This window comes from Sphingomonas sp. RB1R13, assembly GCF_036663775.1.
In the GTDB taxonomy this organism is placed as follows: Bacteria; Pseudomonadota; Alphaproteobacteria; order Sphingomonadales; family Sphingomonadaceae; genus Sphingomicrobium.
Genome location: NZ_JAXOJM010000001.1, coordinates 454,865 through 469,753, shown reverse-complemented (window position 1 = coordinate 469,753; position 14,889 = coordinate 454,865). Strand labels below are relative to the sequence as shown.

Here is a 14,889-nt window from a genome sequence, read left to right as displayed (position 1 = left end):
CATGGACCTGTTGAAATCCTATATCGGCGGTGAATGGCGCCTGCCACTGACCTCGACCGCAGTCGCCGACGCAATCAATCCCGCGACCGAGGAAATCGCCGCGCGGGTCGCGCTCTGCGGGCCCGACGATGTCGATGCCGCGGTTCGGGCCGCGCGCGGGGCGTTCGACGGCTATGCGGCATTGACCCTCGACGACCGCATCGCGCTGGTCGAAAAATTGATCGCGGTGTTCGAAGCGCGTTACGGCGAGATGGTCACCGCCATTTCGACCGAGATGGGCGCGCCTTACGACCTGTCGTTCAACGCCCAGGCCGAATGCGGCCCCGGCCACCTGAAGGAAACCATCAAGGCGGCGCGCGCCATGGCGTGGGACAGCCGCATCGGCGACCATGCCAGCCTGGTCCACGAACCGATCGGGGTGTGCGTCCTGATCACACCATGGAACTGGCCGATCAACCAGCTCGCCGCCAAGGTCGGCCCCGCCCTCGTCGTTGGCTGCACGATGGTGCTGAAACCAAGCGAGGTCGCCCCGCTTTCGGCCCAACTGTTCGCCGAGTTCATCGATCAGGCGGGCTTCCCGCCCGGCGTGTTCAACATGGTCTATGGCACCGGCGCCGCGATTGGCGATGCGCTGACCAGCCACGCTGAGGTCGACATGGTCTCGTTCACCGGGTCGACCCGCGCTGGCATCCAGGTCGCCAAGTCCGCCGCCGACACCGTCAAGCGAGTCTCACAGGAACTTGGCGGCAAGTCGGCCAATATAGTCTTCGCCGATGCCGACCTCGAAGCCGCGGTCACGCGCGGGGTTCGCCATTGCTTCGAAAACGCCGGCCAGTCGTGCAACGCCCCGACCCGGATGCTGATCGAAGCGTCGGCCTATGACGAAGCCGTCGCGATCGCTGCGCGCGTCGCTTCCGGGATCAAGCTTGGCGATCCGACGGCCAAAGGCTCTCACCTCGGCCCGGTCGTCAGCAAGCTGCAATATGACAAGATTCAGCGGCTGATCCAGGTCGGCATCGACGAAGGCGCAAAGCCGGTCGCGGGCGGCGTCGGGCGCGCCGAGGGCTTCGATCGCGGCTATTACGTCCGCCCGACGGTCTTCGCCGGAGTTCATAACGGCATGGCCATCGCGCAGGAGGAAGTGTTCGGTCCGGTGCTGGTGATGATCCCGTTCGCCGACGAAGCCGACGCCATCCGCATTGCCAATGATTCGCCCTACGGCTTGGCTGGCTATGTCCAGAGCGGCGACATCAACCGCGCCCGCCGGGTTGCGTCGAAAATCCGCGCCGGCAGCGTCCATATCAACGGTGCCGGCCAGGATTATGGCTCCCCCTTCGGCGGTTACAAGCAGTCGGGCAATGGCCGCGAATGGGGCGCGTTTGGCCTGCACGACTTCCTTGAGGTCAAGGTGGTCAACGGCTTCTACCCGGGATGAAGCTAACCGATATCAAGACGTTCGTCGTCGGCAATCCCCCGCCCCATTTCGGCGGTCGCTATTTCGTATTCGTCAAGCTGACGACCGACAATGGCGTGTCCGGCATCGGCGAGGCCTATTGCGTCCCGTTCGACCCGCACCTCGTCGCAAAAATGATCGAGGATGTGTTCGCGCGTTACGCCGCGGGCAATGATCCGCACGATATCGAGACGCTGTGGCGGCGGATCTATTCGAGCGGTTTTACCCAGCACCCCGACCTCACCCTGATGGGGGTGCTCAGCGCGATCGAAATGGCGTGCTGGGACATTATCGGCAAGGAAGCCAACCAGCCGGTTTACAAGTTGCTCGGCGGGAAGGTCCATGAACGGCTGCGCGCCTATACCTACATCTACCCCCGGCCGGGCGACACAAGCGACGTCTATCACGATCCCGATCTCGCAGCCGAGCGGGCGAGCGAGTATCTGGCGCAGGGCTTTACCGCACTGAAGTTTGATCCGGCGGGCCCCTATTCGGCGTTCGACGGGCGGCAATTGTCGCTCGATGCGCTCGATTTGTGCGAGCGGTTTGCGGCAAAGCTGCGCGAGGCAGTCGGCAATCGGGCCGACCTGCTGTTCGGCACCCATGGGCAAATGACCGCAGCAGGCGCGATCCGGCTGGCCAAGCGGCTCGAACCCTATGACCCGCTGTGGCTCGAGGAACCCGTCCCGCCCGACGCGCCCGAGGAAATGGCCAAGGTCGCCCGCGCCACCACCATCCCGATCGCGACCGGCGAGCGGCTGACCACCAAATATGATTTCGCCCGCCTGTTGAAGGCCGGCGCCGCTGCGATTCTTCAGATGAACCTCGGCCGCGTCGGCGGAATCCTCGAGGCGAAGAAGATCGCCGGCATGGCCGAAGTCGACCACGTCCAGATCGCGCCCCACCTTTATTGCGGCCCGGTGGTCGGCGCCGCCAACATCCAGATCGCGACCTGCTCGCCCAATTTCCTGATCCTCGAGAGCATCGAAAATTGGGGCGGTTTCCACAGCGAGATATTGAAGACCTCGATCCGGATCGAGGAAGGCCATGTCATCCCCCCGACCGCGCCCGGGCTGGGGGTCGAGCTCGACGAGGCGGTGGCTGCGGCCAACCCCTATACCGGCACCATGCTTCACCTCGAAATGACCCAGCGCCCCGTCTGATGGACGATGCATACGACTATGTCATCGTCGGCGCAGGAACGGCGGGCTGCGTGCTGGCCAACCGGCTGTCGGCGGACGGCAAGGCGCGCGTCCTGCTGATCGAGGCGGGGGGATCCGACCGGACGATCTGGATCCAGCTGCCGATCGGCTATGGCCGGACCTTCTTCGATCCGCGCGTCAACTGGATGTACGATACCGATCCGGTAGCCGGGCTCAATGACCGCACCAGCTACTGGCCGCGCGGAAAGGTCATTGGCGGATCGGGATCGATCAATGCGATGGTCCACGTCCGCGGCCAGCCGCACGACTTTGATGACTGGGCGGCGGCCGGGAATTCCGGCTGGAGCTGGCACGACGTGCTGCCCTATTTCATCAAGTCCGAAGACCATCATCACGGCGCCAGCGACTGGCACGGCGCGGGCGGGCCGCAACGGGTCAGCGACATCGCTGACCTCGCCCACCCCCTGTGCCGAACCTTCATCGCAGCGGGTGAGGCGCTCGGTTTTGCTGCGTCGGCTGACTTCAACGGCGAACGCAGCGAAGGCGTTGGGGTGTTCCACTTCAACACCCGCAACGGCCGCCGCGCCTCGACCGCCAACGAATATCTCCGTCCCGCGCTCAGGCGTCGCAACCTCACATTGCGGACGAAAGCCCACGCGACGCGTATCCTGTTCGAGGGGCGGCGAGCGGTCGGAGTGGAATATCGTCGCGAGGGCCGGATCGAACAAGTTCGTGCCACGCGCGAGGTCATCCTTAGCGGGGGCGCGATCAACTCGCCGCAACTGCTTCAACTGTCGGGCATCGGCCCGGCGCCCTTGCTCCAGTCGCTTGGCATCGCGCCCCTGCTCTACGCCCCTGCGGTCGGCCAGAACCTTCAGGACCATCTCGCGGTGAGCTATTTCTACAAGAGTTCGGTGCCGACGCTTAACGACATCCTCAGCCCCCTATCGGGCAAAATCCGCGCCGGGCTCCACTATCTTCTCAACCGCGGCGGCCCGCTGTCGATGAGCGTCAATCAAGGCGGCGGGTTCGTTCGCGCGCGCCCCGACGATCCGCGCGTCAACCTGCAGCTCTATTTCAGTCCGGTAAGCTACACCAAAAGCCCGCTGTCGGAGCGCAAGCTGCTCAATCCCGACCCCTTTTCGGCCTTCCTGCTGTCGTTCAACAGCTGCCGCCCGACCAGCCGCGGGCATCTCTACATCACCTCGCCAGATCCGTTCGCGCACCCCGTCATCCAGCCCAACTATCTCTCGACCGAGCACGACCTCGCCGAGGCCCGCGCCGGTTGCCGACTGCTGCGCACCTTGGCGGCGACCGCACCGCTTTGCGACATCATCGTCGACGAACTGGTCCCGGGCAGCCACGTCCATACCGATGACGAATTGCTCGTCGATTTCCGCGCCCGCGCCGACACTGTCTATCACCCCAGCTCGACCTGCACGATGGGCGCGAACCCGGCGACCTCGGTGGTCGACGCCCGCCTGCGGGTCCATGGGATCGACGGACTGCGCGTGGTCGACGCCTCGATTTTTCCAACGATCACATCGGGCAATATCAACGCGCCGACGGTGATGGTCGCCGAAAAGGGCGCGACCATGATTCTCGAGGACAACAGGTAAATTTATCTTACCGGTTGCACTCGGCCTCGCAGTGCATACAGTCGGGCCCCAAGGGGAGCGCGCCATGTCGAGCCAGACGAAGATCGACCTGCGGCAACTGCCGCCGCTGAAGGCTCTCAAGGGGTTCGAGGCCGCAACCCGCCGCCAGAGCATCCGCGACGCCGCCGACGAACTGTGCCTCACCCACCCCGCCGTCAGCCACCAGGTCCAGCTGATCGAAGATGCGCTGGGCGTGCAACTGTTCGCGCAAGTCGGCCGTCACATTATTTCGACCGAGGAAGGCCGGGTCCTCTACCCTTATGTCCGTGCGGCATTCGAATCGCTGATTGAAGGGGTCGAAGCGGTCCATCGCCACACGCTCGACAAGCCGCTGCGGGTGCAGACCTATGTCACGGCATCGATCCGCTGGATGGCGCGGCGGGTGCCGCAGTTCCTGACCGAGAATCCCAAGGTGAAGCTGTCGCTGAGCACCTGCGCGGTCGAGTGGGAATTCGACGAGGTCCACGCCGATGTCGGCATGGTCTATTGCGAGACGGTCCCCGACCCGAACAAATATCACTGGATGCCGCTGTTCGAATATAGCCTGTTCCCGGTATGCAGCCCGGCACTGGCGGCGCGGATGGGGCCGACTCCAACCCCGGCCGACCTGCTCAGCCTGCCGCTCGCCACCATCTCGACCGAAGTGCGCAACTGGCAGTCATGGTTCGCCTCTGCCGGGCAGGAATTCGACCCGTCATCGCCGCACATGGTGGTCGATACGCTGGCAGTGGCGCTGGAACTGGCGCTCGACGGCGAGGCGATCGCGCTGGTCAACGGCCCGTTCGTCGATGCTGACCTGGCCAGCGGGCGACTGGTCAAACCGGTCGATCACCGCACCATCTGCCCCGGCGAATGGGGCCTGATCTGCCGCAAGGACATGAAGGAGAATGTCCGCGTGCGGGCGTTCATGGACTGGGTTTCAGCCCACTCCGCCTAGCGCTTGGGCACCACCTCATAACCCGGCGCTTCGGGCTCATCGTCGCACATCTGCGCCGGAAAGCCCGTGCCCAGCACCTTGATCCCGAGCGGCTCTTCATAGCGGCGGATGATGTTGGGCGAATGTTCGCGCGGGCCGAACCTTTTTTCGCCATCCTTGAAGATGCCAACGATCAGCGGCGACAGCTCAACCGGCACATGATGCTCGCGGGCAATGGCGTCGAACAGGCCGACGTCCTTCGACACCAGGTCCATGGTGAAGTTGATGTCGCGGCTGCCGTTGAGGATGACCTGGCTTTCGGTTTCATGGACAAAGCTGTTGCCCGACGAGATGCGGATCGCTTCATAGGTCGTGTTCATGTCCATCCCCGCGGCCTTGCACACGGTCAGCGCTTCGGCGAGCGCGACCAGGTGCGCGGTGCACAGGAAGTTGGTCATCACCTTCAGTTGCGACGCGGTGCCGAGCGCGCCGGTATGGAGGATCCGGCGGCCCATCGTCGTCAGGATCGGCAACACCGTATCGAACGCCGCGCGCGGCCCACCGGCAAAGATCGCGATATTGCCGGTATCGGCGCGGTGGCAGCCACCCGACACGGGGCATTCCAGCATCATTCCGCCGCGCGCCTCGACCAGCGCACCCAGCCGGATGATCTCGCTGTAATCGGTCGTGCTCATTTCGAGCCAGACCTGCCCCGGGCGCATCACGCCGAGGAAACCATCGGGTCCTTCGGCGACGGCGCTGCTGGCCGCGGGGGAGGGCAGGCAAGTGATGATCAGGTCGACCGCGCCGCCAAGCTCGGCCGGGGTGGCGGCGGCGACCGCGCCCCGCGCGACATAGGCCGCGACCAAGGCGTCATCGAGGTCGCGCACGGTGATGTCATGGCCGTTGCGAATGAGGCTCCCCGCCAGCTTCCCGCCGACGTTGCCGAGCCCAATAAATCCGATTTTCATGGCGCTGACTAAATCGCCCGCGCGAAATCGCCACAATTGAAAATTTTGACCCGTATCGTGAAATTTTTTGAGCCAATCGGCGCGAAATGCTAATTTGTGCAGCGCGCCCCTGTAGCCCTAGCGTCGCCGGAACATTGGCATCCAAGAACAGGGCGATGATGCAGACAAGCGCACGGGTCGTGATCATCGGCGGGGGCATCATGGGTGCCTCGCTGCTCTATCATCTGGCCGAACTGGGCTGGACCGATTGCCTGCTGATCGAAAAGGACGAATTGACCTCGGGCTCGACATGGCACGCCGCGGGGCAGTGCCCGAGCATCACCGGCAGCTATAATCTCGCCAAGATCCACGCCTACAGCAACGACCTCTACCCGCGGCTGGAGGAGCTGACCGGCCAATATGTCAGCTGGCACAGATCGGGCGGCATCCGCCTGGCAACCAACGAGCGCGAACTGTCGTGGATGAAATATATCCATGGCTATTCGAAGAATATCGGCTTCGACATGGAGATCATCTCCCCCGAGGAGATCCGCCGCATCAACCCGTTCATGGCCACCGACGGCGTGATTGCCGGCGCCTACACGACCAGCGACGGCCACGCCGACCCGTCGGGCCTGTGCAACGCGATGGCGATCGGCGCGAAGAATCTCGGCGCGACGATCGTCCGCAAGACCTTGGTCACCGGGCTGACCCAGCTTCCCACCGGCGAGTGGGACGTCATCACCGACAAGGGCATTGTCCGCGCCGAAATCGTCGTCAACGCGGCGGGCTGCTACGCGCGGCAAGTCGCGCAGATGGCGGGCATCGACATTCCCGTCACCAACATGGAACATCATTACATCGTCACCGACCCGATCCAGGCGTTCATCGACCGCGAGGGCGAGATACCGGTGATGCGCTGCCCCTATGTGTCGGGCTATTTTCGCCAAGAGCAGAAAAGTGGCCTGATCGGCATCTACGAAGACATCGGGTTGGCCGAAGCGTGGGCGCCGGGGGGACAGCCTCAATGGGCCTCGACCAGCGAGCTGTTCATCGACGATCTCGACCGGATTTCGAAATGGCTGGAGCGGGCGATCGAACGGATGCCGGTGTTTGGCGAGGTCGGCATCCGGCGAATCGTCAACGGCGCCATTCCCCACACCCCCGACGGCGGACCCTTGCTCGGCCCGGCGGCGGGACTGCGCAATTTCTGGCATTGTTGCGGGACCTCGTTCGGGATTGCGCAGGGCGGTGGCTCGGGCAAATATCTCGCCCAGTCGATCGTCTATGGCGATGCCGACATCAACATGACCGAGTTTGATCCGCGTCGTTATGGCCCCTTCGCCGACGAGGATTACAGCCGGGCGAAAGTGTTCCTCGACTATCGCTTGACCTTCACCACTCGGCTCCCGGGCGAGGAGGAGCCCGACGGGCGCCCGCGCAAGGTGTCACCGATCCATGACCGCCTGCTCGCGGCGGGGGCGGTGCACAGTGAGACCTACGGCTGGGAGCGGCCGAAATGGTTTTCGCTCGACGGACGCGCGGAAGAGTCGGGCTATGCGCGCACCAATGTGTTCGAGGTCGTGGCGACCGAAGTGCGTGCCGTCGCCGAGCGCGTTGGCGTGCTCGACCTCACCGGTTTCGCCAAATATGACGTTACCGGTCCCGACGCCGAGGCATTCCTCCACCGCATCTGTGCCAACCGTATGCCGCGCAAGCCGGGCGGGATCGGGCTGGTCCATTCACTTTCGCGCCAGGGTCGCATCCATGGCGAGATGACCGTCACGCGGCTGGCCGACGATCATTATTATTGCCTCTCCGCAGCAGCGGCAGAGCAGCGCGACCTCGACCTGATGATGCAAGCCAGATTGCCGCACGAGCAGGTCACCATCACAAACGTGACCGAGGATCGCGGCGTGATCGTGCTGAGCGGCCCGCGCTCGCGCGACCTCCTCGCGACGCTGACCGATGCCGATTTGAGCAACGACGGTTTCGGTTGGCTGCGCGGGCAGGAAATCGTCGTCGCCGGTTTACGGGTCCGCGCGCTGCGGGTGTCCTATGTCGGCGAGCTGGGGTGGGAATTGCACCCACTGATGGTCGATGTCGCCGACCTCTATGACGCGATCTGGGCGGCGGGACAGCCATTCGGGATCGTCAATTACGGGCTCTACGCGGTCAATGCGATGCGGATGGAAAAGGGCTACAAGGCGTGGGGGTCGGAGCTTACCAACGAACTCACCATGATCGAGGCCGACATGGGTCGCTTCATCAACTTCAAGAAAGATGATTTCGTCGGCAAGCAGGCGACGCTGGAGGCGCCCGAACGGCCGCTGCGGATCGTCTACGGCGAGGTGGATGCGGCGGATGTCGACGTGCGCGGGGCCGAGCCGGTGATGGTCGGCGACACGTGCATCGGCCTGACAACCTCGGGCGGCTTTGGTCATCGGACGGGCAAGAGCCTGTTCTTCGCCTGTGTTCCCCCGGCCTATGCCGACCCGGGCGCACGCTTCGACATTTACCTGCAGGGCGAAATGCGCGCCGCCACCGTATTGGCCGATCCCGCCTATGACCCCGACAACGCCAAGATGAAGGCCTGACCGCGATGGCCGAACTCCCGGGCAAGGCGCGCGTCGTGGTCATCGGCGGCGGCGTCATCGGTTGCTCGATCGCCTATCATCTGACCAAGATCGGCTGGGACGATGTCGTCCTGATCGAACGCAAGCAGCTGACCAGCGGCACGACCTGGCACGCCGCCGGGCTGGTCGGGCAATTGCGCCCCAGCATCAACATGACCAAGCTCGCCAAATATACCGGAGAACTCTACCGCGGGCTGGAGGCGGAGACGGGCCAGGCGACCGGCTATCGCCAGTGCGGGTCGATCTCGATGGCGACCACCATGGAACGGTTCGAGGAGCTCAAGCGCAGCGCTTCGATGGCCAAGGTGTTCGACCTGCCGGTTCACGTCATTACCCCGCAAGAAATCCGCGAACGGGCGCCGATCGTCAATGTCGACGACGTCGTCGGCGGCATCCATATTCCCAGCGACGGCTATGCCAATGCGGTCGACATCACCCAGGCGCTGGCCAAGGGGGCGCGGGCCGGGGGGGCGCGGATCTTTGAAAATTGCAAGGTTACGAAAATCCGCCATGACGGCGAACGGGTGACCGGGGTCGACACCGCCGAAGGTTCGATCGACGCCGACTATGTCGTGATCTGCGGCGGCATGTGGACCCGCGACCTTGCCGCCAGCATCGGCGTCGCCGCGCCGCTCCACGCCTGCGAACATTATTATGTGCTGTTTGAGGGCGTGAAGGGGATCGACCCCACCCTGCCGGTGCTGCGCGACTATGATTATTGCGGCTATTATAAATATGACGCGGGCAAATTGCTGGTCGGGGCGTTCGAGCCAAATGCCCGGCCGTGGGGCATGGACGGCATTTCGGAAGATTTCTGCTTCGACGAGATCGCCGGCAGCTTCGAGCATTTCGAGCCGCTGCTGCTGGACGCGATGCGGCGCGTGCCCGCGCTCGAGCAGGCAGGCATCCAGAAATTTTTCTGCGGGCCTGAAAGCTTCACGCCTGATGTCCGCTATCACCTTGGCCAGGCGCCCGAGCTGAAGGGCTGCTTCGTCGCCGCCGGGCTTAATTCGATCGGGCTCCAGTCGGCGGGCGGGGTCGGCAAGGTGATGGCTGAATGGATCCGCGACGGCATTCCCCCCGCCGACCTGTGGTCGGTCGACATCCGCCGCAACATGCCCTTCCAGAGCAACCGCAACTATCTGCGCGAGCGGGTCACCGAAAGCCTCGGCCTGCTCTACGCAACGCACTACCCGTACAAGCAATATGCGACCGCGCGGGGGGTGCGAAAGTCGGCGATCCACGACCGGGTCAAGGCGGCGGGCGCCTGTCATGGCGAGGCCTATGGCTGGGAACGGCCCAACTGGTACGGCGATCCGGGCAGCACGCCCGACTATGCTTACAGCTATGGCCGCCAGAACTGGTTCGAGGCAAGCGCTGCCGAGTGCCGCGCCGTTCGCGAAGGCGTCGGGCTGTTCGACCAATCCTCGTTCGCCAAGTTCCGCCTCGAAGGCCGTGACGCCTGCGCGGCGCTCAACCATGTCTGCGCCAACGACGTCGATGTCGCCCCGGGCAAGCTGGTCTATACCCAGTGGCTCAACGACAAGGGCGGGATCGAGGCCGATCTGACCGTGACGCGGTTGAGCGAAACCGCGTTCCTGATCGTCACCGCCGCCGAGACCGAAGTGCGCGATTTCGACTGGCTCAAGCGCCACATCGCGCCCGACGCCCACGCCGTGCTGACCAATGTCACCTCAGGGCTCGGGGTGATCTCGATCATGGGTCCGCGCGCGCGCGACCTGCTCCAGTCGCTCACCCCCGACGATCTGTCGAACGCCGCCTTCCCGTTTGCGACCAGCCGCGAGATCGAGCTGGGCTACGCCATCGTTCGCGCCTCACGCATCACCTTTGTCGGCGAGCTCGGATGGGAGCTCTATATCCCGACCGAATTCATGCTCGGCGTGTACGACGCGATCGTTGCGGCGGGGGCGGCGTTCGGCCTCAAGCATTGCGGCTATCACGCGCTCAACTCGCTGCGGATGGAGAAGGGCTATCGTCACTGGAGCCATGATATCACCGACGAGGACACGCCGCTCGAGGCCGGGCTCGGCTTTGCGGTCAAGATGGACAAGCGCGGCGGCTTCATCGGGCGTGAGGCGCTCGTTCGTCAAAAGGAGAGCGGCCTGAAGCAACGCCTCGTCCAGTTCCTGCTCAAGTCGCCCGGACCCTTGCTCTATCATAACGAGCCGATCTGGCAGGGAACGCGCATCGCCGGCTATATCCGCTCGGGGATGTACGCCCATACGCTCGGCGCGGCGTGCGGGCTGGGTTATGTCGATGCAGCCGATGGCGGCGTGGTCGGACCGATCGGCGCCGACGATTACGAGATCGAGATCGCCGGGGTACGCCATCCCGCGACCGCCTCGCTAAGGCCGATGTTCGACCCCACCAGTGCGCGGATCAAGTTGTGATGAGCGAAGCCCCGACCGACATGATGCAGCGCCTCGCCGCCGCCACCCGCGCCGGCTACAGCCTGCCGCAGGAATTTTATGCCAGCGACTCGGTGTTCCAGGCCGACATGGACCGGGTCATCGGCCAGAAATGGATCCTCGCCGGGCATGTCAGCCAGGTCCCGAAGAAGGGCGACTATTTCCTGTTCCGCATCGGTGTCGAGCAGATCATCGTCATTCGCGAGAGCGCCACCAGCGTGCGCGCCTTCTTCAACGTCTGCCGCCATCGTGGATCGATCATCTGCTCGGCCGACAGCGGCAATGCCCCGCGGCTGGTGTGCCCCTATCACGCCTGGACCTATGGCCTCGACGGTCGGCTGATCGCTGCGCGGCTGATGCCCGACGATTTCGACAAGGCCGACAACGGCCTGCTGGCCTGCCACATCCGCGTCTTCCACGGGCTGGTCTTCCTCAACCTGAGCGACGGCGAGCCGGTCGATTTCGATACGACCTTCGGCGACATGGAGCCGATCCTCGATTATCACGGGCTTGCCGACGCCCGCATCGCCCATCGCGGCAGCTACCCGACCACCGCCAACTGGAAGCTAGTCGTCGAGAATTTTTTCGAATGCTATCACTGCGTCCCGTCGCACCCCGAATTCTGTTCGATGCACGCGGCCGAATCGATCGTCGCGGTGGGGGCGGGGCCAAGCTCGGGACCGGCCGATGCCGTCGCCGGCTTCATGCCCAAACTTCACGCCTGGGAAGAAAGCGCGGCGGCGCTCGGACGCCCGATCGGCAATATCGATGATGCCGCGGACAGCAGCCATTTGCGCCTGCTGATGCAACGGATGAACAAGGACGGTTGGTCGGCGGAGACGCAGGACGGAACGCCGCCCGCGCCGCTGATGGGCAAGCGCACAGCGCCCGACGGCGGGCGAATGCACCTGAGTTTCAGCCCGTTCAGCCAGATCGTCGCCGACGACCATTTCGCGATCCTGTTCCTGTTCACTCCGCGCGGACCGCTGGCCTCGGACGTCGAGATGATCTGGCTGGTCGATGGCCGCGCGGGCGAGGCCGAGGTCGACATCGACAAGATGATCTGGGGCTATCACGCGACCACGACGCAGGACAAAAAGATCACCGAGGATAACCAGGCGGGGATCATGTCGTCGCGCTACCGCCCCGGCCGCTATTCCGACCAGGAAGGCAGCGTGATCAAATTCCAGGCCTGGTATCTGGCGCAATATGGGCTGGCCCCCGGGGGATGAGCCTGCCCGCAACCATGCGCGCGGTGCTGCTGACCGGCAACGGCGGGTTCGACCGGCTTCAGCTACGCGACGACATCCCCGTCCCGTACCCCGGGCCGGGCGAGGTGCTGGTCAGGGTCGGCGCGGCGGGGGTCAACAACACCGATATCAACACCCGCATCGGCTGGTATTCCAAGGCCGTAGCGGATGCGACCGAGGTCGGCGGGACGACCGGAATCGTCGGGGCCGAGGATGACGGCTGGTCGGGGGCGGCGTTCAGCTTTCCGCGAATCCAGGGGGCCGACGCGTGCGGGCGGATCGTCGCGGTGGGCGCGGGAATCGACCCTGTGCGGATCGGCGAGCGCGTACTGGTCGAGCCGGTGTTTCACGGATCGTCCCGGTTCGACGGGCGCTATTTCGGGTCCGAGGTCGACGGCGCCTTTGCCGAATACGCGCGCGTGCCCTCGCCCCACGCCCACCGCATCGAGTGCACCCTGACCGACGTCGAACTGGCGAGCTTCCCGTGCGCCTATTCCGCCGCCGAAAACATGCTGACGCGCATCGGGCTGACCGCAGGCAAGCATGTCCTCATCACCGGCGCCTCGGGCGGGGTCGGGTCGGCTGCCGTCCAGCTCGCCAAGCGCCGCGGCGCGCAGGTGACCGCGATTGCCGGGGCCGACAAGGCGGAAGCAGTCCGCGCGCTCGGCGCCGACCGGGTCATCCCGCGCGACGCCGATCTCGCCGCGCTGTTCGGGGACGAGGTGTTCGACGCCGCCGTCGATATCGTCGGGGGCGCGCAATTCGCCGCAATCCTCGCCTGTCTCAAGCGCGGCGGTCGCTATGGCGTGGCGGGGGCCATCTCGGGCCCGGTGGTCGATCTCGATCTGAGGACCCTTTACCTCAAGGACCTGCGCCTGCTCGGCTGCACCATCCTCGACGAGGGCGTGTTCGCCAATCTGGTCGGTTACATCGAACGCGGCGAAATCAGGCCGCTGGTCGCCACCACCTATCCGCTAGCCGACATCGTCGCGGCGCAGCAGGCCTTCCTGACCAAGCGCCACGTCGGCAAGATCGTGCTGACGCTCTGACGCGTCGCTTAGTCGATCGTTTCGACCAGCTCGGCGATCCGCCCGACGATTTCGTCGATATGCTCTTTGTGGAGGATCAGCGGCGGCGACAGCGCGATGATGTCGCCGGTCGCGCGGACCAGCAAACCATGGTCGAAACAGGCATGGAACAGCTCCATCGCGCGCTTGCCCGGCGCTCCGGCGCGGGGTTCGAGTTCGATCCCGGCAACGATCCCCATGGTCCGGATGTCGATGACGTGGCGCTTGCCCTTCAGGCTGTGAACCGCGTCCGCCCAATAGTCGTGAAGCCCAGCCGCATGCTCGAAAATCGCCTCGTCGCGATAGAGGTCGAGCGTGGCGATCCCGGCGGCGGCGGCGAGCGGGTGCCCCGAATAGGTGAAGCCATGGAAAAGCTCGATCCCGTCGGGTCCGCCCTCGACGACGGTGTCGTGTATCGCGCGGGCAATCGCTACCGCCCCCATCGGCACGGCGGCGTTGGTCAGTCCCTTGGCCATGGTGATCATGTCGGGAATGACCCCCAGCGTCTCGGCCGCGGTCGCCCCGCCGATGCGCCCGAAGGCGGTGATGACCTCGTCGAAGATCAGCACGATGCCGTGCTTCGTGCAGATCTCGCGCAATTTCTGCAGGTAGCCGACGGGTGGGACAAGCACCCCGGTCGACCCCGCCATCGGCTCGACGATTACCGCAGCAATAGTCTCGGCGCCATGCAGCGCAACGATCCGCTCGAGCTCCTCGGCGAGGTGTCCGCCCCACGCCGGCTGGCCGCGCGTAAAGGCGTTGTGCGCCAGGCTGTGAGTGTGGGGCAGGTGATCGACCCCGGTCAGCAGCGTGCCGAACTGGCGCCGGTTGCTGACGATCCCGCCGACCGAAATTCCGCCGAAGCCGACCCCGTGATAGCCGCGCTCGCGCCCGATCAGGCGGGTCCGCGTGCCCTCGCCGCGCGCGCGCTGATAGGCGATCGCGATCTTCAAAGCGGTGTCGACCGCTTCCGATCCCGAATTGGTGAAGAAGATCCGGTCGAGCGGCTCGGGCATGATCGCCGCCAGCCGCGACGCCAGTTCGAACACCAGCGGATGGCCAATTTGGAAGGTCGGGCCGAAATCAAGCTCGCCGGCGGTCTTGCGGATCGCCTCGACGATCGGCGCGCGGCAATGGCCGGCGTTGACGCACCACAGGCCGGCGGTCCCGTCGAGCACCTGCCGCCCGTCGCTGCTGGTGTAATGCATGTCCCTGGCACTGGTCAGCAGGCGCGGGGTCGCCTTGAAGGCGCGGTTGGCCGTGAACGGCATCCACAGCGCGGCGAGCGGATCATTTTCGAGTCTCATCGGTCAGGACCTTGGCGTCAGGTAAGAAGAAAACAGAATGAAAAAATTGTCGCGACTGGA

The 14,889-nt window shown here is 64.8% G+C and carries 10 protein-coding genes; 8 read left to right on the top strand and 2 right to left on the bottom strand.

Annotation, left to right across the window (positions count from 1 at the left end; all coding sequences use genetic code 11):
• The first annotated feature begins 1 nt into the window (after position 1).
• From U1700_RS02250 to U1700_RS02235, 4 genes are all read left to right on the top strand, one after another.
• Positions 2-1,435, top strand: coding sequence for an aldehyde dehydrogenase family protein (locus tag U1700_RS02250; RefSeq protein ID WP_332749761.1), 1,434 nt, complete (start codon positions 2-4; stop codon positions 1,433-1,435).
• Entirely contained in the window at positions 1,432-2,616 is a 1,185-nt protein-coding gene (locus U1700_RS02245) for a mandelate racemase/muconate lactonizing enzyme family protein (RefSeq protein ID WP_332749759.1), read from the top strand. Before U1700_RS02250 ends, U1700_RS02245 begins: the two co-directional genes overlap by 4 nt.
• Positions 2,616-4,235, top strand: coding sequence for a GMC family oxidoreductase (locus U1700_RS02240; protein WP_332749756.1), 1,620 nt, complete (start codon positions 2,616-2,618; stop codon positions 4,233-4,235). The genes U1700_RS02245 and U1700_RS02240 overlap by 1 nt, the downstream gene beginning before the upstream one ends.
• 64 nt (positions 4,236-4,299) lie before the next feature.
• Positions 4,300-5,211, top strand: coding sequence for a LysR substrate-binding domain-containing protein (locus U1700_RS02235; protein WP_332749754.1), 912 nt, complete (start codon positions 4,300-4,302; stop codon positions 5,209-5,211).
• On the opposite strand, the gene U1700_RS02230 is transcribed toward U1700_RS02235, so the two are convergent.
• Positions 5,208-6,161, bottom strand: a complete 954-nt coding sequence (locus U1700_RS02230) for an NAD(P)-dependent oxidoreductase (RefSeq protein WP_332749752.1) — start codon at positions 6,159-6,161, stop codon at positions 5,208-5,210. The genes U1700_RS02235 and U1700_RS02230 overlap by 4 nt on opposite strands.
• 155 nt (positions 6,162-6,316) lie before the next feature.
• Here U1700_RS02230 and U1700_RS02225 point away from each other — a divergent pair, with 155 nt between their 5' ends.
• From U1700_RS02225 to U1700_RS02210, 4 genes are read left to right on the top strand one after another with little or no spacing between them, the layout of a single operon-like run.
• The gene (locus U1700_RS02225; protein ID WP_332749750.1) at positions 6,317-8,737 is read left to right on the top strand and encodes an FAD-dependent oxidoreductase; all 2,421 of its coding nucleotides are present in this window, start codon (positions 6,317-6,319) and stop codon (positions 8,735-8,737) included.
• Between the two features lie 5 nt (positions 8,738-8,742).
• Positions 8,743-11,187, top strand: a complete 2,445-nt coding sequence (locus U1700_RS02220) for a GcvT family protein (protein ID WP_332749748.1) — start codon at positions 8,743-8,745, stop codon at positions 11,185-11,187.
• Positions 11,187-12,437 carry an aromatic ring-hydroxylating oxygenase subunit alpha gene (locus U1700_RS02215; RefSeq protein ID WP_332749747.1) on the top strand — a complete coding sequence of 417 codons (1,251 nt, stop codon included), beginning with the start codon at positions 11,187-11,189 and terminating at the stop codon, positions 12,435-12,437. Before U1700_RS02220 ends, U1700_RS02215 begins: the two co-directional genes overlap by 1 nt.
• Positions 12,434-13,504 carry an alcohol dehydrogenase family protein gene (locus U1700_RS02210; protein ID WP_332749746.1) on the top strand — a complete coding sequence of 357 codons (1,071 nt, stop codon included), beginning with the start codon at positions 12,434-12,436 and terminating at the stop codon, positions 13,502-13,504. The genes U1700_RS02215 and U1700_RS02210 overlap by 4 nt, the downstream gene beginning before the upstream one ends.
• A gap of 8 nt (positions 13,505-13,512) precedes the next feature.
• Here the strand turns inward: U1700_RS02210 and U1700_RS02205 are convergent, their stop codons facing one another.
• Positions 13,513-14,829, bottom strand: a complete 1,317-nt coding sequence (locus U1700_RS02205; protein WP_332749744.1) for an aspartate aminotransferase family protein — start codon at positions 14,827-14,829, stop codon at positions 13,513-13,515.
• Between the last annotated feature and the right edge of the window lie 60 nt (positions 14,830-14,889).

Bases quoted from the DNA above. Each gene is read 5' to 3' on its own strand.
- U1700_RS02250 (WP_332749761.1), top strand. From the start codon at position 2: ATGGACCTGTTGAAATCCTATATCGGCGGTGAATGGCGCCTGCCACTG.
- U1700_RS02245 (WP_332749759.1), top strand. From the start codon at position 1,432: ATGAAGCTAACCGATATCAAGACGTTCGTCGTCGGCAATCCCCCGCCC.
- U1700_RS02240 (WP_332749756.1), top strand. From the start codon at position 2,616: ATGGACGATGCATACGACTATGTCATCGTCGGCGCAGGAACGGCGGGC.
- U1700_RS02235 (WP_332749754.1), top strand. From the start codon at position 4,300: ATGTCGAGCCAGACGAAGATCGACCTGCGGCAACTGCCGCCGCTGAAG.
- U1700_RS02230 (WP_332749752.1), bottom strand. From the start codon at position 6,161: ATGAAAATCGGATTTATTGGGCTCGGCAACGTCGGCGGGAAGCTGGCG.
- U1700_RS02225 (WP_332749750.1), top strand. From the start codon at position 6,317: ATGATGCAGACAAGCGCACGGGTCGTGATCATCGGCGGGGGCATCATG.
- U1700_RS02220 (WP_332749748.1), top strand. From the start codon at position 8,743: ATGGCCGAACTCCCGGGCAAGGCGCGCGTCGTGGTCATCGGCGGCGGC.
- U1700_RS02215 (WP_332749747.1), top strand. From the start codon at position 11,187: ATGAGCGAAGCCCCGACCGACATGATGCAGCGCCTCGCCGCCGCCACC.
- U1700_RS02210 (WP_332749746.1), top strand. From the start codon at position 12,434: ATGAGCCTGCCCGCAACCATGCGCGCGGTGCTGCTGACCGGCAACGGC.
- U1700_RS02205 (WP_332749744.1), bottom strand. From the start codon at position 14,829: ATGAGACTCGAAAATGATCCGCTCGCCGCGCTGTGGATGCCGTTCACG.